Annotated in this window: 19 protein-coding genes and 1 rRNA gene (1 of these 20 running past the window's edge); 12 read left to right on the forward strand and 8 right to left on the reverse strand. The window is 75.1% G+C overall.

The window, feature by feature from the left end; all coding sequences use genetic code 11:
- Both O7628_RS00610 and tyrS read right to left on the reverse strand, forming a co-directional pair.
- A 16S ribosomal RNA gene (locus O7628_RS00610) occupies window positions 1-193 on the reverse strand; it reaches 1,322 nt to the left of the window's first position.
- 645 nt (window positions 194-838) lie between these two features.
- Window positions 839-2,125, reverse strand: coding sequence for a tyrosine--tRNA ligase (gene tyrS, locus O7628_RS00615; protein ID WP_278136167.1), 1,287 nt, complete (start codon window positions 2,123-2,125; stop codon window positions 839-841).
- Between the two features lie 99 nt (window positions 2,126-2,224).
- Between tyrS and O7628_RS00620 the strand changes: the two genes are divergently transcribed.
- From O7628_RS00620 to O7628_RS00635, 4 genes are all read left to right on the forward strand, one after another.
- Window positions 2,225-2,614: a PaaI family thioesterase gene (locus tag O7628_RS00620; RefSeq protein ID WP_278127571.1), complete on the forward strand. Its 390-nt coding sequence runs from the start codon at window positions 2,225-2,227 to the stop codon at window positions 2,612-2,614.
- Window positions 2,615-2,729: 115 nt separating this feature from the next.
- Entirely contained in the window at window positions 2,730-3,956 is a 1,227-nt protein-coding gene (locus tag O7628_RS00625; RefSeq protein WP_278127572.1) for a divalent metal cation transporter, read from the forward strand.
- Between the two features lie 2 nt (window positions 3,957-3,958).
- A complete protein-coding gene (locus O7628_RS00630; protein ID WP_278136168.1) occupies window positions 3,959-4,333 on the forward strand; it encodes a hypothetical protein in 375 nt (124 codons plus the stop codon).
- Window positions 4,320-4,772 (forward strand): PRC-barrel domain containing protein, encoded by a 453-nt coding sequence (locus O7628_RS00635; RefSeq protein WP_278127573.1) that lies wholly within the window; start codon window positions 4,320-4,322, stop codon window positions 4,770-4,772. Before O7628_RS00630 ends, O7628_RS00635 begins: the two co-directional genes overlap by 14 nt.
- Window positions 4,773-4,775: 3 nt before the next feature.
- Here the strand turns inward: O7628_RS00635 and O7628_RS00640 are convergent, their stop codons facing one another.
- The 3 genes from O7628_RS00640 to O7628_RS00650 form a co-directional block, all read right to left on the reverse strand.
- Window positions 4,776-6,113 carry a hemolysin family protein gene (locus O7628_RS00640; RefSeq protein WP_278127574.1) on the reverse strand — a complete coding sequence of 446 codons (1,338 nt, stop codon included), beginning with the start codon at window positions 6,111-6,113 and terminating at the stop codon, window positions 4,776-4,778.
- 177 nt (window positions 6,114-6,290) lie between these two features.
- Complete coding sequence (locus O7628_RS00645) at window positions 6,291-6,923, reverse strand: hypothetical protein (protein ID WP_278127575.1); 633 nt, start codon at window positions 6,921-6,923, stop codon at window positions 6,291-6,293.
- A gap of 64 nt (window positions 6,924-6,987) precedes the next feature.
- A complete protein-coding gene (locus O7628_RS00650) occupies window positions 6,988-7,500 on the reverse strand; it encodes a GNAT family N-acetyltransferase (RefSeq protein ID WP_074478562.1) in 513 nt (170 codons plus the stop codon).
- Window positions 7,501-7,697: 197 nt separating this feature from the next.
- Here O7628_RS00650 and O7628_RS00655 point away from each other — a divergent pair, with 197 nt between their 5' ends.
- From O7628_RS00655 to O7628_RS00675, 5 genes are all read left to right on the forward strand, one after another.
- Window positions 7,698-8,150 carry a hypothetical protein gene (locus O7628_RS00655; protein ID WP_278127576.1) on the forward strand — a complete coding sequence of 151 codons (453 nt, stop codon included), beginning with the start codon at window positions 7,698-7,700 and terminating at the stop codon, window positions 8,148-8,150.
- 197 nt (window positions 8,151-8,347) lie between these two features.
- Window positions 8,348-9,358 carry a zinc-dependent alcohol dehydrogenase gene (locus O7628_RS00660; protein ID WP_278127577.1) on the forward strand — a complete coding sequence of 337 codons (1,011 nt, stop codon included), beginning with the start codon at window positions 8,348-8,350 and terminating at the stop codon, window positions 9,356-9,358.
- 32 nt (window positions 9,359-9,390) lie between these two features.
- A complete protein-coding gene (gene pflB / locus O7628_RS00665; protein ID WP_278127578.1) occupies window positions 9,391-11,640 on the forward strand; it encodes a formate C-acetyltransferase in 2,250 nt (749 codons plus the stop codon).
- 62 nt (window positions 11,641-11,702) lie between these two features.
- Window positions 11,703-12,476 (forward strand): pyruvate formate-lyase-activating protein, encoded by a 774-nt coding sequence (pflA, locus tag O7628_RS00670; RefSeq protein WP_278136169.1) that lies wholly within the window; start codon window positions 11,703-11,705, stop codon window positions 12,474-12,476.
- A gap of 62 nt (window positions 12,477-12,538) precedes the next feature.
- On the forward strand, window positions 12,539-12,844 hold the full coding sequence (locus O7628_RS00675) for a hypothetical protein (protein WP_278127579.1): 306 nt from the start codon (window positions 12,539-12,541) through the stop codon (window positions 12,842-12,844).
- Window positions 12,845-13,113: 269 nt separating this feature from the next.
- Here O7628_RS00675 and O7628_RS00680 read toward each other — a convergent pair whose 3' ends face one another.
- The gene (locus O7628_RS00680; RefSeq protein WP_074478570.1) at window positions 13,114-13,590 is read right to left on the reverse strand and encodes a cyclic nucleotide-binding domain-containing protein; all 477 of its coding nucleotides are present in this window, start codon (window positions 13,588-13,590) and stop codon (window positions 13,114-13,116) included.
- Between the two features lie 240 nt (window positions 13,591-13,830).
- On the opposite strand from O7628_RS00680, the gene O7628_RS00685 reads away from it, so the two are divergent.
- From O7628_RS00685 to O7628_RS00695, 3 genes are all read left to right on the forward strand, one after another.
- Window positions 13,831-16,494, forward strand: a complete 2,664-nt coding sequence (locus tag O7628_RS00685; RefSeq protein ID WP_278127580.1) for a cation-transporting P-type ATPase — start codon at window positions 13,831-13,833, stop codon at window positions 16,492-16,494.
- A gap of 49 nt (window positions 16,495-16,543) precedes the next feature.
- Entirely contained in the window at window positions 16,544-17,425 is an 882-nt protein-coding gene (locus O7628_RS00690) for a universal stress protein (protein WP_278127581.1), read from the forward strand.
- Window positions 17,426-17,621: 196 nt separating this feature from the next.
- Window positions 17,622-18,506 carry a universal stress protein gene (locus O7628_RS00695; RefSeq protein ID WP_278127582.1) on the forward strand — a complete coding sequence of 295 codons (885 nt, stop codon included), beginning with the start codon at window positions 17,622-17,624 and terminating at the stop codon, window positions 18,504-18,506.
- 55 nt (window positions 18,507-18,561) lie between these two features.
- Here the strand turns inward: O7628_RS00695 and O7628_RS00700 are convergent, their stop codons facing one another.
- Both O7628_RS00700 and O7628_RS00705 read right to left on the reverse strand, forming a co-directional pair.
- On the reverse strand, window positions 18,562-19,185 hold the full coding sequence (locus O7628_RS00700) for a CE1759 family FMN reductase (RefSeq protein ID WP_178065523.1): 624 nt from the start codon (window positions 19,183-19,185) through the stop codon (window positions 18,562-18,564).
- The gene (locus O7628_RS00705) at window positions 19,182-20,351 is read right to left on the reverse strand and encodes an LLM class flavin-dependent oxidoreductase (RefSeq protein WP_178065524.1); all 1,170 of its coding nucleotides are present in this window, start codon (window positions 20,349-20,351) and stop codon (window positions 19,182-19,184) included. Before O7628_RS00705 ends, O7628_RS00700 begins: the two co-directional genes overlap by 4 nt.
- Window positions 20,352-20,607: the final 256 nt, after the last annotated feature.

Consider the following 20,607-nt stretch of genomic DNA (forward strand, 5'->3'; position numbering starts at 1 on the left):
CAGTCATGCGACCAAAGGTTGTATCCGGTATTAGCCCCCGTTTCCGAGGGTTATCCCAAAGCCTAGGGCAGGTTGCTCACGTGTTACTCACCCGTTCGCCGCTCGAGTACCCCGAAGGGCCTTTCCGCTCGACTTGCATGTGTTAAGCACGCCGCCAGCGTTCGTCCTGAGCCAGGATCAAACTCTCCAACAAAAACCTGTTGAACAATCCATCCCGACAACAAAATGTGTTGCCAAAGGAATCCCCACCAGACCAACCCGAAGGCCGACCCAGCACGGGGTATCAAACTACTTGGCACTGGCTTATCAAGCACCCTGTTGAGTTCTCAAAGAACAACCACACACCATCCGAAACCCCCAAACCCGGGGGCCCCATCCGGGGCATTCCGCTCATCCGCGCCCCCCGCTTCCGCGCCGGGCACTTTTACTACGTTACCCTCCGGTTTCCGCACTGTCAAACCGGAGAATCCCGATCCGACCCGCTTCCACCCGAATTGCAGGCACCACTCACTCACCGACTGACGCCGGCTCGACCCGTGGCTTCCGGCAGGCCGGCCGCTGCGGTCTCCCGCACGCTCGCCCGGTTCCCTACCGGCGGTGAACCTTACCCGGTCGGTCTCGCCTCACCAAATCCGCCCTGCGGCGGATCCGGGGCACCGCCCGGAGAGGATCACGAAGGGCGTTCCCCGCGTGACCCGATGTTCGTTGCCGCGCTCCGGCCTTGGAGGCTTTTCGCCCCGTTTCGCCCGTTCCGCGCTGGCAGAGAGAAAGTTACGCCCCCGACGGATTGATCGTCAAATCCGTCGGGGGCGTCCCGCGTCACACTTCGCAGGCACCGCTATCCGCGCAGCTCCACGCCGGCGAACGACTTCTTTCCGCGCCGGAGGACCAGGTACCGGCCGTGCAGCAGGTCCTCCGTGGTCGGCCGTGCGTCCACCTCGGTGATCCGGGTGTTGTTGACGTACGCGCCGCCCTCGGCGATCACCCGACGCGCCTCCTTGGCGCTCGGCACCAGACCCGACTCCCGCAGCAGCCCGGCGACGTCGGGCAGCTCGTCGACGCCCACCAGCCCGGCCTCGGTCAGGGCCGCCCGCAGCGTCTCCGGGGTCAGGTCGTCCAGCGAACCCCGGCCGAAGAGGGCCTGGCTGGCGGCGACGGCCTGGGCCGTCTCCCGTTCGCCGTGCACGAGGGTGGTCAGCTCCTCGGCGAGGGCCCGCTGGGCCAGCCGCGCCGAGGGCCGCTCCGCGGTCTCCTTCTCCAACTGCTCGATCTCGTCCCGCGAGCGGAAGCTGAAGTAGCGCAGGTAGCGGACCACGTCACGGTCGTCGGCGTTGAGCCAGAACTGGTAGAACGCGTACGGGCTGGTGAGTTGCGGGTCGAGCCAGACGGCGCCGCCCTCGGTCTTGCCGAACTTCGTGCCGTCGGCCTTGGTCACCAGCGGCGTCACGAACGCCTGCACGGGGCCGGCCCCCCGCCGCCGGACGTAGTCGACCCCGGCGGTGATGTTGCCCCACTGGTCGGAGCCGCCGAACTGGAGCTGGCAGCCGTGCCGGCGGTGCAGCTCGTAGAAGTCGTGGGACTGGAGCAGCTGGTAGCTGAACTCGGTGAAGCTGATGCCGGTCTCCAGCCGGGCCTTCACCACCTCCCGGGCCAGCATCTTGTTGACCGGGAAGTGCTTGCCGACGTCGCGGAGGAACTCGACCACCGACATCTCGCCGGTCCAGTCCAGGTTGTTGACCAGCCGCGCCGCGTTCTCGCCGGTGTAGGACACGAAGGGCGAGAGCTGGTCGCGGATGCGGTCGACCCAGCCGGCCACCACCTCGGGCGGGTTCAGCGTGCGCTCGGCGCTCTCCTTCGGGTCGCCGATCTGCCCGGTGGCCCCGCCGACGAGCAGCAGCGGCCGGTGCCCGCCGAGCTGGAGGCGGCGGGCCGTGGTGACCTGCATGAGGTGGCCGACGTGCAGGCTGGCCGCCGTCGGGTCGAAGCCCACATAGAAGGTGGCGCTCCCGCCGTCGAGCAGCGCGGCCAGCTCGTCGGGGCCGGTCGAGTCCTGGATGAGGCCCCGCCACCGCAGGTCTTCGGTCAGAGAGTCCCGCCCGGTCGGCGGGAGGCTGCTGTCGGTCACGGTCACCGATTCTCCCCCATCGCCGGAACCGGCTGGTACCGGGTTTGCCGCTGATCACGGTTGGCTAGGCTGGCCCTCCCGAGGCGAGGAGGAGCCGTCGTGGAGATACCTGAGCTGACCGGGGGCTTCGTCGCCCTGCTCGGCCTGAAGTTCGACGAGGCGAGCGCCGACCGGGTCGTCATCCGCTGGCTGGTCCGTCCGGACCTGCACCAGCCGTACGGCATTCAGCACGGCGGGGTCTACTGCGCGGTGGTGGAGACCGCCGCGAGCGTCGGCGGCGCGCTGTGGCTGGGCGGGCAGGGCCGGGTGGTCGGGGTGTCGAACCAGACGGACTTCCTGCGGGCGGTCCGCGAGGGCGAGCTGACGGCCGTGGGCACTCCGGTGCACCGGGGCCGCAGCCAGCAGCTCTGGCAGGTGGAGATCTCCGACGACGCGGGGCGGCTGGTCTCCCGGGGTCAGGTGCGCCTGCAGAACCTCGTGGGCGGCTGACCCCGGCCTCCCGCGCTGCCGCTGCCCGATTCGGGCCTGAGGTGCGGTTCGGGGCCTGAGGCGCGTTACGTCCCGATATCGTCGCGGCGATGGCACCTGTCGACCCGCGCCCGAGGTGAGGAAGCTCCTCGCCGCGACGCTCGGCGTGCTCTCCGCCGTCGGCGGGTTCGTGGACATCGGGGACCTGGTGGCGGCGAGCCAGGCGGGGGCGCGTTTCGGCATGGCGCACGCCTGGGTGCTGCTGCTCGGGGTGGTGGGCATCTGCGCGTACGCCGAGATGGCCGGCCGGGTCGCGGCCGTGAGCGGCCGGGCGGTGTTCGACCTGGTCCGGGAGCGGCTGGGGCCCCGGGTGGCGCTGCTGAACCTGGTGGCGTCCTACCTGGTGACCGTGCTGACCCTCGCCGCCGAGCTGGGTGGCGTGGGGCTGGCGCTGCAACTGGCCTCCGGGCTGAGCTACCTGCTCTGGGTGCCGGTGGCCGCGGTGGCGGTCTGGCTGGTGCTGTGGCGGATGCGCTTCCAACTGATGGAGCGGGTGTTCGGCCTGGCCGGGCTGGCCCTGGTGGGGTTCGCGGTGGCGCTGTTCCGGCTGCCGACCGACTGGGCGGAGCTCGGTCGGTCGGCGGTGCACGGCGGGGCGGCGGGGCAGGGCTGGGGGGCGTACTGGTTCGTGGCGGTGGCGCTGTTCGCCTCCACGGTCAGCCCGTACGAGGTGTTCTTCTTCTCCTCCGGCGCGGTGGAGGAGCGGTGGAGCGCCGCCGACCTGGCCGACGCCCGGTCCAGCGTGCTGATCGGGTTCCCGGTCGGCGGTTTCCTCGCCCTGTCGCTGATGGCCACGGCGGCGGTGGTGTACCACCCGGGCGGGACGTCGCCGGGCTCGCTCGCCCAGGTGGCGCATCCGGCGGTCCTCGCGTTCGGGGCGGCGGGGCTGGTGGTGGCGGCGCTGGCGTTCTTCGCCGTGACGTTCGGGGCCGCGCTGGAGACGGGGCTGTCCGCCGCGTACGCCGCCGCGCAGTACTTCGGCTGGCAGTGGGGCAAGCGGGTGAGTCCCCGCGAGGCGGCCCGGTTCCACAGCGTGCTGCTGGTCAGCGTCCTGCTCGGGGTGCTGGTGCTGCTGACGACTGTCGACCCGGTGACGCTGACGGAGTACATGCTGGTGCTCAGCGCGGTGGTGCTGCCGCTGACGTACCTGCCGATCCTGATCGTGGCCAACGACCGGACCTACCTGGGCGACCGGGTCAACGGGCCGCTGGCGAACCTGCTGGGGATGGTGTTCCTGCTGGTCATCGTCGTCGCGTCGGTGGCGGCGGTCCCGCTGGCGGTGGCGACGGGGATGGGCCGGTGAGGATGCAGCTCGGCCGGCGGCTGCTCGACCGGCAGATCGTCGACCGCGACGGCCGGCTGGTCGGCAAGGTCGACGACGTGGAGTTCGCCGTCGACGCGGACGGGGTGCCGTACGTGGCCGCCCTGCTCACCGGGCAGGCGGCGCTCGGGCAGCGGATCGGGGGCCGGATCGGCCGGCTCCTCGTCGCGGTGGCCGTCCGGTTCACCGAGGACCGGGCGGTGACGCCGCTGCGCATCCCGTACCGGCTGGTGGCGCGGGTGGACAGCGCGGTGCGGCTGCGGGCCTGCCTCGACGACCTGCCGCCCGCGCCGGTGGAGCGGTGGCTGCGCCGGCACCTGATCGACCGGATCCCGGGGGCCGACCGTGCGAGCGGGTGAGCTGCTCGGCCGCACCGCGTACGACCTGCACGGCCGGCGGCTGGGCCGGGTGGTGGACGTGGTGGTGCGCGGGGTGGTTCCCGACGGGCGGCTGCGGCTGACCGACCTGGTCGTCGCCGGGCGCTGGTACGCCCGGGTCAGCGGGCGGCTGATCGGCGCGGAGCGGCACCCGTCGGGGCCCTGGCTGGTCCGCCTGGTCGCGCGGGCGCTGCGCGGCAGCAGCCGCCAGGTGCCGGCCGACGCGGTCCGGTTGGTGCCGCCGGTGCCCGGCTTCCCGTTCGGCGCGGCGCACCCGCGCCAACCGCCGGGACCCCAGGACCGGCCGCCGGGACCCCAGGACCAGCCGCCGCAGTCGCAGGACCGGCCACCGGGACCGCAGGACCGGCCGCCGCCGGAGGATCCGCCCGGGCGGCCGGCGGGACCGGCGGGGCCCGGCTGAGGGTCAGCTCCGGGCCGGGTCGAGGGCGGGCTCGGCGTCCGGCTCCGCGTCGGCGTCGGGCTCGGTCGGGGCGGCGACGCGGCGCAGCCGTACGGACGTGATGGCCCGCTGGTCGATGTCGGCGACCTCCAGTGCCCAGCCGTCGATGGTGACGTCCTCCCCCGGCACGGTGGGGATGTGTCCCAGCAGGGTCAGGACCAGGCCGGCGACGGTCGTGTAGTCGCCGGCGGGGCGGCCGGGCAGCTCCACGCCGACGTCGACGAGGTCGTGCACGGGGAAGGTGCCGGGCAGCAGCATCGCGCCGTCGGCCTCGGTGCGCACCGCGCGCACGTCCCGGTCCGTCTCGTCGTAGATCTCGCCGACGATCTCCTCGAGGATGTCCTCCAGCGTGACGATGCCGTCGACGGCGCCGCGCTCGTCGACGACGAGGGCGATGTGCTGCCGTTCCGCCTTGAACTGGCGCAGCGCGTCGACCACGGGCAGCGAGTCGGGCAACAGCATGGGCGGGCGGGCGCACTCGTCGACGGGCCGGTCGTCGGGCACCCCGACCAGGTCGCGCAGGTGGATCACGCCGACCGCGTCGTCGAGGCCGCCGTGGCGCACCACCGGCGCGCGGGAGTGCCCGGTCGCGGCCAGGACCAGCCGCGCGGCCTCCGCGGTGGTGCCGCTGTCGAGCGTGAAGACCTGCAACCGGGGTACGAGCACCGCGCGCAGCCGCCGGTCGGCGATCTCGACCGCCCCGGCGATGATGGTCCGCTGTTCCTTGGTGAAGCCGTGGTTGCCGGCGACGATGTCGCGCAGCTCGTCGGGGCCGATCTCGTCCGGCTCGTGTCTGGGGTCGAGCCCGACGAGGCGGACCACCAGGTCGCTGGTCGCGCCGAGCGCCCAGACGGCGGGGCGGGTGAAGCTGGCGAGCAGGTCCAGCGGGCGGGCCACCAGCAGCGCCCAGCGCTCGGCGGCCTGCATGGCGATCCGCTTCGGGGCCAGCTCGCCGAAGACGAGGGTGACGAACGTCAGCGCCAGGGTGACCACGACGATGGCGACCGTCTCGGCGGCGGAGCCGAACACGCCGAGCAGCGGCACGAGGGGTTTGGCCAGGGAGACGGCCGCGGCGGCCGAGGCGAGGAAACCGGCGAGGGTGATGCCGATCTGGATGGTGGCGAGGAAGCGGTTCGGGTCCCGGGCGAGGCGGGCCAGCACCCGGCCGGCCCGGCCGCTGCGTTCCAACCGTTGGACCTGGCTGTCACGCAGCGAGACCAGCGCCATCTCGCTGCCGGCGAAGATCGCGTTGAGGACGACCAGGACTCCGACCAGGGCCAGTTGGCTCCAGTAGCTCTGCACGCCCGGTTCTCTCCCTCGCTCCGACGGCCCCGGCCGCGACGGCCGGCGGCGCCGCCCGGCGGGCCCGGGACGGCGTAGGCCCCTCTGTGCCCCGTCGGGGCCCCGGCGAATCCTCCGCCCGCCGACGGCCGGGTCGGTGCCGGCGTGTCGGCCGGTCGCCCGCCCCGTCGGGGCCGGTCAGGCCCGGTCGGCGGCGGGCAGGTCGAGCACGTACGCGTCGTCCTCGGCGCGGAAGCCGAGCCGGTGGTAGTAGGGGGCGACCATGCCCGGCGGGCTGACCACCCGGCGGAATCCCCGGTCGGTGAAGAGGCTGCTGCGCCGGTAGACGAACTCGCCGGGGGTGAAGTCGCGAAACGGTGGGGTGACGTAGTCCAGATCGACCTGGGCGGTGTCGTCGCCCTCGGCGTGCGAGAGGACCACCCCGACCACCTCGTCGGCGCGGACGACAAGGAACGCGGAGCGGCGGGCGGTGTGCTCGCCCCAGTGGAAGCCGGGGTTGAACCGGGCGATGTCGGTGGCGTGCACGCGCAGGGTATGTGCCAGGAACTGATCGTCGACGCCCACCTCGACCACCTGGTACGTCTGCTCGTCGTGCCGGGTGGCGAGCATCCTGCGCAGGTACCACACGTTGATGACGGCGAGCACGACGTTCAGCCCGACCATCGGCCACACGGCGAGGGCGGCGTTGTAGCCGATCAGCACGACGCAGCCGACGAGGTTGAGGGCGCGCAGGCGGAGGATGCGCGCCTGTAGCAGGGACCAGACCAGCAGCGCGGAGCCGGTCCAGCCGATCAAGTCCAGCCAGTTCACCCCGCGAGACTAGTGCCCGCCCAGCTCAGGCCGGCTGTGGGGCGCTGCCGGCGGGTGCCGGCGCTCAGGCGGCCAGCTCGAGGACCCACTCCTCGACGACGGCGCGGCGGCCGTTGGCGTAGCCCGAGTCCTCGCCGACGACGACGAAGCCGCACTTGCGCAGCACCGCGAGGGAGGCGGCGTTGTCCTTGGCGGCGCGGGCGCGCACCGGGCGGCGCGGCAGCTCGGCCAGCAGGGCGGCGAGGGCGCCGGTGGCGTGGCCGCGCCCCCAGCGGGCCCGGTCGATCCAGTAGCTGACCTCGGTCTGGTCGTCGACGGGGAAGGCGGCCACGTGGCCGACGACCGCGTCGTCGACGGTGACGGTGCGGGTGACGATCGCCGGGTCGGCGCGGATGCGCCGCCAGTGCGCCTCGAACGCCGCCCGGTCGGCCGGGTCGACGGGGCCGAACGCCGCCACCCAGTTGGCCTGCGCGTCCTGCTCGAAGGCGAAGAAGTGGGGCAGGTCGTCGTCGCGCACCGGGCGCAGGCGCACGGCCTCGCCGGTCGCGGCGGGCGGGCGGAGATCCTCGGCGGTCACCCAGGCAGGGTACCGGCGGGCTCCGACAGGCCGGGACCTCCGGCCCGGCGGTGGTCCCATCCGGCCCTGTCGACGGCCCGCGGCGGCCCGCTACCAAGGAGGGGGACGACGTTCCCGCACGCCGGACGGGCCGCGGTGCGCCCGACCGGCGCGCCGTCCGACAGCCGCCGACCCGACAACCGAACGGAGGTCGCGCCATGACCGCGATCCTGAACGCCACCGGACCCGCCCCACTGTCCCCGCCCGCGCGCCCGCCCGCGCCCTCGCCGCAGCAACCGGCGGCGCAGGAACCGGCACCGCAGGCACAGCCGGCGCAGGCTCCGGCGGTGCTGCCGTCCTCGGCGCAGTCGTGCCCGGAGGCCGGGCACCGGTCCGCCGGGCAGGTCGGCCCCGTGCTCGTCCTACCCGGCGCCGCGCCGGCCGCGGTGGTGCCGGTGGCCCGCGACGGCCGGCCGGTCGGGGCGTTCGTGCTCGCCGGTGGCCGGGTGCGCTACCGCACGCTGGCCGACCCGGACCGGGTGCTCGCCGCCGCGACCGGCGCGCTGGCCGTCGGGCTGGTCACCGCCGCGGTGGCGGTGGTCGCCAGCCGGCGTCGCCCGCCGGCCATCGGCACGGTGCGGATGGGACCGGGCGGATGGGTGAGCCGGTGACCCCCTGGTTCGGTGATCAAGAGGTTTGCGTCAGGTTTCGCCCCGGCCATGACGCAAACCTCTTGATCACCGGACGGGGGCGGGGGTGGGGTGGGTGGGGCGAAGGTCCCGGGTGGTGCGGTCCGGGGACCCTGCCTCCGGCGGGGTGGACGGAGCAGATTGAGGGTGGAAGCGACAACGGAGCTGGGAGGCCCCCGATGCGTGCGAGTGTCGTCACCGCGTTCGACCGTCCACTGGAGATGTTCGACCTGCCCGTGCCGGAGCCGGGCCCGGACGAGATCCTCGTCCGGATCGAGGCCAGCGGCCTGTGCCACACCGACATCCACGCCGCGCGCGGCGACTGGCCGGTCAAGCCGAACCCGCCGTTCGTCCCCGGGCACGAGGGCGTCGGCATCGTCGAGCGGATCGGCGCGGGGGTGACCGAGCACGCCGTCGGCGACCGGGTGGCCCTGCCCTGGCTCGGCTGGGCGTGCGGGACCTGCGGGTACTGCGTGACCGGGTGGGAGACGCTGTGCGAGGCGCAGCGCAACACCGGATACACCGTCGACGGCGCGCACGCCGAGTACGCGGTCGCGTCGGCCCGCTACGCCGTGGCCGTCCCCGCCGGGGTGGACCCGGCCGAGGCGGCCCCGCTGACCTGCGCGGGCGTCACCACGTACAAGGCGGTGAAGGTCGCCGGGGTGCGGCCCGGCGACCGGGTGGCGGTCTTCGGCATCGGCGGCCTGGGCCACCTCGCGCAGCAGTACGCGCAGCTGTTCGGCGGCGAGACGGTCGCCGTCGACGTCACCGCCGAGAAGCTGGCGCTCGCCGCCTCGCTCGGCGCGACGCACACCGTGAACGCCGCCGACGTCGACCCGGTCGAGGCGGTCACCGCGCTCGGCGGGGCGGACGTGGCGATCGTGCTGGCCGCCGACCCGCGCGTCGTCGAGCAGGCGCACCGTTGCCTGCGCCGCGGCGGCCGGCTGGTGCTGGTGTCGCTGCCGAAGGACAACGAGATCACCCTGCCGGTCTTCGAGACCGTGCTCAAGGGCATCACCGTCATCGGCTCGATCGTGGGCACCCGCGCCGACCTGGCGGAGGTGTTCCGGCTGCACGCCGCCGGCCGCACCCACGTCGCGTACGAGGTGCGCAAGCTCGACGAGATCAACGAGGCGATCGAGGACGTGCTGGCCGGCCGGGTCGCCGCCCGCCTCGTGCTCCAGCCGTGACCACCCGCCGCTTCCGACCGGAAGGACAGATCATGACCGGCACCGAGCGCATCGTCCGCGACCCGTGGCGGGGCTTCGCCGACGGGGCGTGGCGCACCACGATCGACGTGGCGGACTTCGTGCGCCGCAACCACGAGCCGTACACCGGCGACGCCGGGTTCCTCGCCGGCCCGACCGAGCGGACCCTGGCGGTCTGGGGACGGCTCACCGACATGTTCGGCGAGGAGCGCCGCCGCGGCGTGTACGACGTCGACGCGGCCACCCCGTCCACGATCACCGCCCACGCCCCCGGGTACATCGACGCCGACCGGGAGCTGATCGTCGGGTTGCAGACCGACGCGCCGCTGCGCCGGGCGATCATGCCGGCCGGCGGGCTGCGGATGGTCGAGACCGCGCTGCGGGCGTACGGCTACGAGCCGGACCCGGCGGTGCACCGCGTCTACACCCGCTACCGCAGGACGCACAACGACGCGGTGTTCGACGCGTACCCGGCGGACGTCCTCGCGGCGCGGCGCTCGCACGTCATCACCGGCCTGCCCGACGCGTACGGGCGGGGCCGGATCATCGGCGACTACCGGCGGGTGGCCCTGTACGGGGTGGACCGGCTCGTCGCCGAGCGCCGGGCGCTGAAGGCGGCCCTGGACGACCGGCCGTCGACCGACGACGTGATCCGCGAGCGGGAGGAGCTGGCCGAGCAGATCCGCGCCCTCGGCGAGCTGACCGAGATGGCCGCCGCCTACGGCTACGACATCTCCGGCCCGGCCACGACCGGCCGCGAGGCGATCCAGTGGCTGTACTTCGCGTACCTGGCCGCCACGAAGGAGCAGAACGGCGCGGCGATGTCGCTCGGGCGGACCGCGAACTTCGTGGACGCCTACCTGCGGCGGGACCTCGCCGAGGGGCGACTGGACGAGGCCGGCGCGCAGGAGCTCGTCGACGACTTCGTGATCAAGCTGCGGATCGTGCGGTTCCTGCGCACCCCCGAGTACGACCAGCTCTTCTCCGGCGACCCGACGTGGGTCACCGAGTCCCTCGGCGGGATCGGCGCCGACGGCCGGCCGCTGGTGACCCGCACCAGCTTCCGCTACCTGCAGACCCTCTACAACCTCGGGCCGGCGCCGGAGCCGAACCTGACCGTGCTGTGGTCGCCCCGGCTCCCCGAGGGGTTCAAGCGGTTCTGCGCCCAGGTGTCGCTGGACACCAGCGCCATCCAGTACGAGAACGACGAGCTGATCCGGCCCGCGTACGACGACGACACGGCGATTGCCTGCTGCGTGTCGGCCATGCGGGTCGGCAAGGACATGCAGTTCTTCGGGGCGCGGGCGAACCTGGCCAAGGCGCTGCTGTACGCCATCAACGGCGGCCGGGACGAGCTGACCGGCGACCAGGTCGCCCCGCCCGCCCCGCCGGTCGGCGGCGAGACGCTCGACTACGACGAGGTGCTCGCCGCGTACGACCGGACGCTGGACTGGCTGGCCGAGACGTACGTGGACGCGCTCAACGTCATCCACCACATGCACGACCGGTACGCCTACGAGCGGCTGGAGATGGCGCTGCACGACCACCCGGTGCACCGGTTCATGGCCACCGGGGTCGCCGGCCTGTCGGTGGCGGTGGACAGCCTCGCCGCCATCCGGTACGGCCGGGTGAAGGTGCTGCGCGACGCCACCGGCCTGGCCGTCGACTACGCCGTGGAGGGCGAGCCGCCCACCTACGGCAACGACGACGACCGGGCCGACGAGATCGCGGTGTGGCTGGTGGAGACGTTCGCGGAGAAGCTGCGCCGGCAGCGCACCTACCGCGACGCGGAGCTGACCATGTCGGTGCTCACCATCACCTCGAACGTGGTGTACGGCAAGCACACCGGCAACACCCCCGACGGGCGGCGGGCCGGCGAGCCGTTCGCCCCGGGCGCGAACCCGATGAACGGGCGGGACACCCACGGCCTCGTCGCGGCGGCGCTGTCGGTGGCGAAGCTGCCGTACGCCGCGGCGCGCGACGGGATCTCGCTGACCGGCACGGTCACCCCCGACGGGCTGGGGCACACCCGCGACGAGCGGATCGCCAACCTGGCCGGGGTGCTCGACGGGTACGCCGACGCGGGCGGGTTCCACCTCAACGTCAACGTGCTGGACCGGGCCACCCTGCTCGACGCGATGGCCCACCCGGAGCGCTACCCGCAGCTCACCGTCCGGGTCTCCGGGTACGCGGTGAACTTCGTCCGGCTCACCCCGGAGCAGCAGCGCGACGTGGTGTCCCGCACCTTCCACGGTTCGCTGTGACCGGGCCGCTGGCGACCGGCCGGGCCGGCGGGGCAGACGCCCCGCCGGCCGGGGCCGCGCCGCTGCCGGCGCGGGTCGGGCGGGGGCCCGCCGCAGCCGGGCGGGAGCTGACCGGGGCCGTGCACTCGTGGGACCTGTCGATCGGGGTGGACGGCCCCGGCACCCGGTTCGTGGCGTTCCTGGCCGGCTGCCCGCTGCGCTGCCGGTTCTGCCACAGCCCGGACACCTGGTACCGGCGCAGCGGCCGGCACCGCACGGTCGACGAGCTGATGGCCCAGGTCGAGCGGTACCGGCGGTTCATCTCGGTGGCCGGCGGCGGGGTGACGATCAGCGGCGGCGAGCCGCTGATGCAGCCCCGGTTCACCGGCGAGGTGCTGCGCCGCTGTCACGCGCTGGGCCTGCACACCGCCCTGGACACCTCCGGCTTCCTCGGCGCGCGCGCCGACGACGCCCTGCTCGGCGCCACCGACCTGGTGCTGCTGGACGTCAAGTCGCGCGACCCGGCGACGTACCGGCGGGTGACCCGCACCGGGGAGATCGGGCCGACCCTGCGCTTCGGCCGCCGGCTCGCGGCCCGGGGCACCCCGATCTGGATCCGGTTCGTGCTGGTGCCCGGCCTCACCGACGCGCCCGACAACGTGGCCGGGGTCGCCGACTTCGCCGCCGAGCTGCCCAGCCTGCAACGGGTGGAGGTGCTGCCGTTCCACCGGCTCGGCGCGCACAAGTACGCGGAGCTGGGCCTGACGTTCCCCCTCGCCGGCACCGAGCCGCCCACGCCGGAGCTGCTGGAGCGGGTACGCGGCCAGTTCGCCGCCCGGGGCCTGACCGTCAACTGAGCGCCCGGCAGTCCCGGGACGGCGGCCCGCCGGGTCGCGGGATCATGACAGGATCGGTTGCCATGAGGGAATCACGGACGTCTCATCGGGTCCTGGGCCGGCTGGCCCCGGCGCGGGCGACGGGCGCGGCGGCCACCGGCGCCCAGGCGACGGGGGCGCGGGCGGTGGGCGCGCTCTCCGCCGGGGCGATGGCCGTCGGGGCGCTGGCGGTGGGGGCGAGCGCCCTGGCCGTCGTCGCGATCGGGCGGCTGGTGGTCCGCCGGGCGGTGATCCGGGAGCTGCGCATCGGTCGGCTGGAGGTCGACGAGCTGATCGTGCACCGCCGCGTTGACGGCGACGCCGTCCGGGGCACCACCGAAGACGGGTGACGTCCGGTCGCGGGGATGGGCGGCCGTGGCCACGGTCCGCAGCCGGGGCGAGACCGTGGGACAGGGCAACCCCTCTGCCCCGCCCCTCCGTCCCGTCCCGTCGCACGGTGATCAAGAGGTCTGCGTCGTCGCCGAGGTCAACCCGGCGGGCGGCGTGAGTGCGTGATGTCGTTTTCGACTCAGCTCCCTATGCGCCGGCAGGAGCCGCCCTCCCACCGGACGGCGCGCCCGGAGGGGGCGAAGTGGGCCAGAACCCCGCCCCGGTCCGGTCAGCCCGTCGGGGGCAGGGCCGCCGGGTAGCCGTAGAGGTCGAGCAGGCGGATGCGGGCCGACTGGAGCCGGTCCACCACCACGCTCATGAACCGGGTGGTGAGCTGCCGGCCGAACGCGTCGTCGAACTCCATCATCCGGCGCACCCCGGCGGCGGTGAACTCCACGGCCGGGGTGCGGCGCACGGCGACCGCGCCGAACTGCCACCGGTACGGCGGGAACAGCCAGGACCAGCCGAGCACCCCGCCCGGGCCGATCGTGTCGATGCCCACGTCTCCGCGCCCGGGGACCGGGAAGTCCAGGGCCACCTCACCGCCCCGGACCAGCCAGAACCGCTCGGCGGGCTGACCGGCCCGGAACAGCCGGTGCCCGGGGTGCCAGACGACGGGGCGGGCGTACCCGGTGAGCCGGGGCAGCCACTCCTCGGGCACGCCGGTCAGGAACGGGTGTTCGCGGAGCATGTCCAGCGGGGTCATCGGCGGGTCTCCTCGTCGTGGGAGGGGCCCGGCGCGCGGCCGGGCCGGGGTCACCGCCTCCCATCCGACTCCTGTGCGGCCCGCGGCATCAGGGCCGTTGGTCCCGGGCCACCTGGGAGAAACGCCTCTGCCGCCGCGCCGGCCTCCGGCGCGACGGTGGAGGGGGACGGCGTGCCCGGTGACGCGCCGCGCGGACAGGGAGGTCAGTGGTGGCAGTACCCGTCGGACGGGAGCGGAGCGATGCTCGCTGACACCCGGCCCCGCGTGGCCACGCCGGACGTCCCCGCCGAGCCGACGGGCCTGGGGGCCGCCGAGGCCGCCGCGCGGCTGGCCGCCGAGGGCCCCAACAGCGTCGCCCGGCCGCGGCGCCGGCACCTGGCGACCCGCGTCCTGCGTCAGCTCGCCGACCCGCTGGTGGCGCTCCTGCTGGCCGCGGCCGTGGTCACCGGCGTGCTCGGCGACTGGCCGGACACCGCCGTCATCGCGCTGGTGGTGCTGGTGAACACCGCGATCGGGGTGGTGCAGGAGGTCCGCGCGGACCGCGCGATCGCCGCGCTGGACCAGCTCGCCGCGCCGACCGCCCGGGTCGTCCGCGACGGCGCGGACCTGATCGTGCCGGCCTCCGTCGTGGTCCGTGGCGATCTGGTACGCGTCGAGGCCGGCGACGTCGTCCCGGCCGACCTGCGGCTGGAGCGGGCCAGCCGGCTGCACCTGGACGAGTCGGCGCTGACCGGCGAGTCGGTGCCGGTGAGCCGGGACGTCGGCGAGGAGGTCGCCGCCGGCACGGTGGTGACCGTGGGCCGGGGCGCCGGCACGGTGGTCCGCACCGGCGCGGCCAGCGCCCTGGGCCGGATCAGCGCGCTGGTGTCGGCCACCCGCCCCGGCGCCACCCCGATGCAGCGCCGGCTGGCCGGCCTGGGCCGGCTGCTGGGCCTGCTCGCGGTCGGGCTGTCCGCGCTGGTCTTCGGCATCGGCGTGCTCGGCGGCCGGCCCGTGGTCGACATGGCGATCACGGCGGTGAGCCTGGTCGTCGCGGCGGTGCCGGAGTCGCTGCCGGCCGTGGTGACCCTGGCCCTGGCGCTGGGGGCGCGGCGGATGGCCACGGCGCGCGCGATCCCCCGGCGGCTGCACGCGGTGGAGACGCTGGGCTCGGTGACCGTCATCGCGTCCGACAAGACGGGCACCCTCACCGAGGGGCGGATGGCGGTGCAGCGGGCGGTGACCGCCGACGGCGCCGGCTACGAGGTGACCGGCTCCGGCTACGAGCCGCGCGGGACGGTGCGCCGCGAGGGCGGGGCGGTGGGCGTACCCGACGGGCTGCGCCGCCTGGCGCGGGCCGGGCTGCTCTGCAACGACGCCGCGCTGGCCCCGCCCACCGGCGAGCGGCCGGGGTGGGCGGCGGTCGGCGACCCGCTGGAGGCGGCGCTGGTGGCCTTCGCCGCCCGGTGCGGGCTGGACCCGGCGCTGACCCGGGCCGCGTGGCCCCGGGTCGCCGAGCACCCGTTCGACCAGGCGAACCGGCGGATGACGACGGTGCACCGGTCCTGCGACGGCCGCTGGCTGGTGGTGTGCAAGGGCGCGCCGGAGAACGTGCTCGCCGCGCCCCTGCTCGACGCGGACGACGGGGAGATCGCGGCGCTGACCGCGCGGGCGCACGACCTGGCCGGGGCCGGGCTGCGGGTGCTCGCGGTCGCGGCGGCGCTGGTGGACACGGTCCCCGACCCGGCCGCGCCGACCGGGCTGCGCCCGGTGGGGCTGGTCGCGGTCGGCGACCCGCTGCGGGCCGGGGCCGCCGAGATCGCGCGCCGGTTCGACGCCGCCGGCGTACGGCTGCTGCTGGTCACCGGCGACCACCCGGCGACGGCCACCGCGATCGGCGGGCAGCTCGGGCTGTGGCGCCACGGCGACCCGGTGGTGCGGGGCGACGACGGCGACGTGACCGGCGCGCACCCGGCGGCCCGGGTGTACGCGCGGACCCAGCCGGAGCAGAAGCTCGACATCATCGCCGGGTTGCAGGCGCAGGGGCACGTGGTGGCGATGACCGGCGACGGCGTCAACGACGCGCCCGCGCTGCGCCGCGCGGACATCGGGGTGGCGATGGGCGGCGGCACGGAGGTGGCCCGCCAGGCCGCCGACCTGGTGCTGGTCGACGACGACCTGTCCACGGTCGCCGCCGCGATCGGCGAGGGGCGGCGCAGCTACGACAACGTCCGCCGCTTCCTGCGCTACGCCCTCTCCGGCGGGGTCGCCGAGATCGCGGTGATGCTGCTCGGCCCGCTGTGCGGGCTGGCCGTGCCGCTGCTGCCGGCGCAGATCCTCTGGATCAACCTGCTCACCCACGGGGTGCCGGGGGTGGCGCTCGGCGCGGAGCCGGCCGAGCCGGGCACCCTGCGCCGCGCGCCCCGCTCGCCCCAGGAGTCGGTGCTGGGCGCGGGCCTGGGACGCGACGTGCTGCTCACCGGGGCGCTGATCGCGGCCGTGGCGCTCGGCGCCGGGGTGCTCGCCGCCCGGTGGGACCGGCCCTGGCAGTCGGTGGTCTTCGTGGTCCTGGGGCTGGCCCAGCTCGGGGTGGCGCTGGCGGTGCGGTCCCCCCGGCCGGCGCGGCGGGACGCCGGCATCGAGGCCGGGCGGGTGGGCAACCCGGCGCTGCTGGTCGCGGTGGCCGTCTCGGCGCTGTTGCAGGTGGCCGGCGTGCTGGTCGAGCCGCTGCGGGTGCTGCTCGGCACCGACCCGCTCGGCGCGACGGACCTGCTCGCCTGCGCGGCCGTGGCCGTCCTCCCCGGGCTGGTGCTGCGCCTGCTGCGGCCCCGCAGCGCCTCGGGCGGCCCGCCCGAGGCGACGCCCGACGGGCTGGGGCGCCCGGACCGGGACCAACGGCCCGGCGAGCGGGTCCGGCGGCCCTGACCGGCGCGGCCGGGTCGGGGCAGGCTGGAAGCGGAAGAAGGAGGACGTGATGACCATCAGATCCGGTGCCCCCGTCGTGGTGGGCGTGGACGGTTCCGACTCCGCGCTGAACGCGGTGCGGGTGGCGACCCGGGAGGCCGAGGCGCGGCACCGCCCGCTGCGGGTGGTGCACGCCTTCATCTGGCCGCTGCTCGGCACCCCGCTCGGGCCGGCCCCCGGCGGCCCGCCCGACGCCGGGCTGCGCAACTACGCGGAGCAGGTCGTCGCCGACGCCGTCGCCGAGGCGAGGAAGGTCTCCACCGAGGTGGACGTGACCGGCGAGCTCGTCGACGGCTCCCCCGTCCCGGTGCTGCTGCGGGAGTCCCGCGACGCGGCCCTGGTGGTGCTGGGCTCGCGGGGTCTGGGCGGCTTCGGCGAGCTGCTGGTCGGCTCGGCGGCGATCGGGGTGTCGGCGCGCGCCGACTGCCCGGTGCTCGTGGTGCGCGGCGAGGCCCGCGCCGACGGTCCCGTGGTGGTGGGCGTCGACGGCTCGGCGCTGTCCGACGAGGCGATCGGGTTCGCCTTCGAGGAGGCGGCGCGCCGCGACACCGACCTGGTGGTCGTGCACGCGTGGCTCTTTCCCACCCCGGCCGCCCCCGGCGCGGTGCTGCCCCTGGCGTACGACCTCGACGCGATCGCCGAGGAGGAGGAGCGGGTGCTCGCCGAGTCCGTCGCCGGCTGGTCGCAGCGGTACCCGGAGGTGACGGTGCACCGGCGCCTGGTCCGGGGCACGCCGGCCCGGGTGCTGGTCGAGGCGTCCCGGACGGCGCAGCTCACGGTCGTCGGCGCGCACGGCCGGGGCGCGTGGGGCGGGCTGCTGCTCGGCTCGGTCAGCCACGCCGTGCTGCACCACGCCGCCTCCCCGCTGGCGATCGTCCGCCACCACCGCTGAGGTGCAAGGAAGGGCCCCTTCCTAACGCATTCTGCATAGGAAGGGGCCCTTCCTAACGCCCGCGCCCGCGACGCGGCGCTGCACCCGCGGCGCTGCACCCCCGGGCCGCACACGCGGCGCGGCGTGTGCGGGCAAATGCCGGTGCCGGGCGGGGGCCGCGCCGACAATGACCTGTGATCGAGCACCGGGAGCGCTGATGAACCGACCTGTCGTGGTGGGGGTGGACGGATCCCCGTCGAGCCTGGTCGCCGCCGAGCACGCGGCGCAGCAGGCCGCCTGGCGGTCCCGGCCGCTGCTGCTGGTGCACGGCTACCTGCACCCGCTCGGCTACGGCGTGCCGCTCAACCCGTACGACATGGGGTTGCCCGCGCCCACCGAGGAGGCCCGGCGGATGCTGGACCGGACGGCGGAGGAGCTGCGCGGGCGCTGGCCCGGCGTCGCCGTGGAGGCGCGGCAGGTGGCCGGGGGTTCGGCCGCGACCCTGGTGGCGGAGTCCCGGCGGGCGGAGCTGGTGGTGGTCGGCAGCCGGGGCCTCGGCGGCTTCGCCGGCCTGCTGCTCGGCTCGGTCGGCGCGCAGGTGGCCGGGCACGGGCACTGCCCGGTGCTCGTGGTGCGGCCCGAGGAGCAGCCGATCCCGGTCGGTGGGCCCGTGGTCGCCGGGGTGGACGGGTCGGAGCCGGGGCGGCTCGCCGCGGTGCTCGCCGCCGACGAGGCGGCCCGCCGGGGCGCCGGCCTGGTGCTGGTGCACGTGACGACGACCGACGACGCCGGCCCGGTGCCGGACGAGGTGGCGGAGTCCGGGACGGCGGCAAGGGCGGAGTCGGCGGACCTGCTCGACGCCACCGCCGCCGAGGTGACGGCCGCCCACCCGGGCCTGGCCGTCGAGCGGCGGCCGGTGCGGGCGGCCAAGCCCGAGCGCGCCCTGATCGAGTTGAGCGGGGACGCGGCCCTGGTGGTGGTCGGCTCGCGCGGGCGCGGCGGCTTCGTCGGCCTCGTGCTCGGCTCGGTCAGCCAGGCGCTCGTACAGCATGCGCACTGTCCGGTGCTGGTCGCCCGCCCGCAGCCGGCCGACGAGGCGTGACCTGGACGGCCGCCGACGCCGCGCCCCGGCCGGCCGCCGACGTCGCCTACGGCGGTCAGGCGGGGTCGCGGCCGGCGAGCAGCTCGTCGAAGCCGGCGGTGAGCGCGAACGGGTCGGGCGGCGCGGCCGGGGGCCGGCGCGCCACCTGGTCGGCCAGTTCGCCGGCCGCGCGCACGATGCGGGAGCGCAGGGCGCCCTCGGCCGCCGCGGCCGCCCAGTCCTCCGTGGCGGCGAAGACCGCGGTGGGCACGACCACCGCCTTGAGGTACGCGAACATCGGCCGGACGGCGTGCTCCAGGGCGAGGGAGTGCCGGGCGGTGCCGCCGGTGGCGGCGATCAGCACGGGCCGGTCCGCCAGCGTCGTGGCGTCGATCAGGTCGAAGAACGACTTGAACAGGCCGCTGTAGGACGCGTTGAAGATCGGCGTTACCGCCACGACGCCGTCGGCTGCGGCGAGCGTGTCCAGCGCGTCGCGCAGGGCGGGCGGCGGAAAGCCGGTGAGCAGGTGGTTGACCACGTCGTGCGCGTGGTCGCGCAGGTCGATCGGGCGCAGCTCCACCTCGACGCCGTGCCGGGCCAGCCCGTCGCGGGTGGCCGCGGCGAGCTGGTCGGCGAGCAGCCGGGTCGACGAGGGCTGGGAGAGCCCCGCGGAGACCACGGCGAGGGTACGGCGGCTCATCGCCCCGCCTCCGCGCCGGCACCCACGGGGTCGGCGTGGTCGTCGGCGGCCGGGTCGGCAGTCCCGTCGGCGGCGGCGTCGGCCACCGCGGCGGCGTCCCGGGCGGCCTTCAGCGACGCGTGCGTCGGGGCGTCGGGCACGTGCGCGGGGCGCAGCGCGGCGAACTCCCGGCGCAGCACGGGGACCACCTCCTCGCCGAGGAGGTCGAGCTGCTCCAGCACGGTCTTCAGCGGCAGGCCGGCGTGGTCGATCAGGAAGAGCTGCCGCTGGTAGTCGCCGACGTAGTCGCGGAAGCCGAGGGTGCGGTCGATCACCTGCTGCGGGCTGCCGACGGTCAGCGGGGTCTGCGCCATGAAGTCCTCCAGCGCCGGCCCGTGGCCGTAGACGGGGGCGTTGTCGAAGTACGGGCGGAACTCCCGCACCGCGTCCTGCGAGTTGCGCCGCATGAACACCTGGCCGCCGAGGCCGACGATCGCCTGGTCCGGCGAGCCGTGCCCGTAGTGGGCGAAGCGCTCCCGGTAGAGGCCGACCATCCGCTGGGTGTGCTCCTTGGGCCAGAAGATGTGGTTGGCGAAGAAGCCGTCGCCGTAGTAGGCGGCCTGCTCGGCGATCTCAGGGCTGCGGATCGAGCCGTGCCACACGAACGGAGGCACCCCGTCCAGGGGGCGCGGCGTCGAGGTGAACGACTGCAACGGGGTGCGGTACTTGCCCGACCAGTCGACCACGTCCTCGCGCCAGAGCCGGCGCAGCAGGTCGTAGTTCTCGATGGTCAGCGGGATGCCGGCCCGGATGTCCTTGCCGAACCACGGGTAGACCGGGCCGGTGTTGCCCCGGCCGAGCATCAGGTCGACCCGGCCGTCGGCGAGATGCTGGAGCATCGCGTAGTCCTCGGCGATCTTCACCGGGTCGTTGGTGGTGATCAGGGTGGTGGCGGTGGAGAGCAGCAGCCGCTCGGTGCGGGCCGCGATCCAGCCCAGCATGGTGGTGGGCGACGACGGCACGAACGGCGGGTTGTGGTGCTCGCCGGTGGCGAAGACGTCGAGGCCGACCTCCTCGACCTTGCGCGCGATGGTCACCATCGCCTTGATCCGCTCGTGCTCCGACGGCTCCCGCCCGGTGGTCGGGTCGACGGTGACGTCTCCGACGGTGAAGACCCCGAATTGCATGACGACTCCTCGTGTGGCTGCCGGACCGTTCCGGCCCCGGACGCAGCGCACAACATATTTGACGAGTCAACTATTCCGCCGGTCGGGGGCTCCCGGTCCCGCTGACCGGGCGCGACGGGGCCGCGCCGGTGGTGGAACCGGGGCGCCCGTGGGGCCTGGCCGACGGCGGACGCCGGGCCGGCGGCCGTGGGCGGGGCCAGGTGGGGCGGGCCGGCGGCCGTGGGCGGGGCCAGGTGGGGCGGGCCGGCCAGGTGGG

This window comes from Micromonospora sp. WMMD956 (assembly GCF_029626125.1).
GTDB lineage: Bacteria > Actinomycetota > Actinomycetes > Mycobacteriales > Micromonosporaceae > Micromonospora > Micromonospora carbonacea.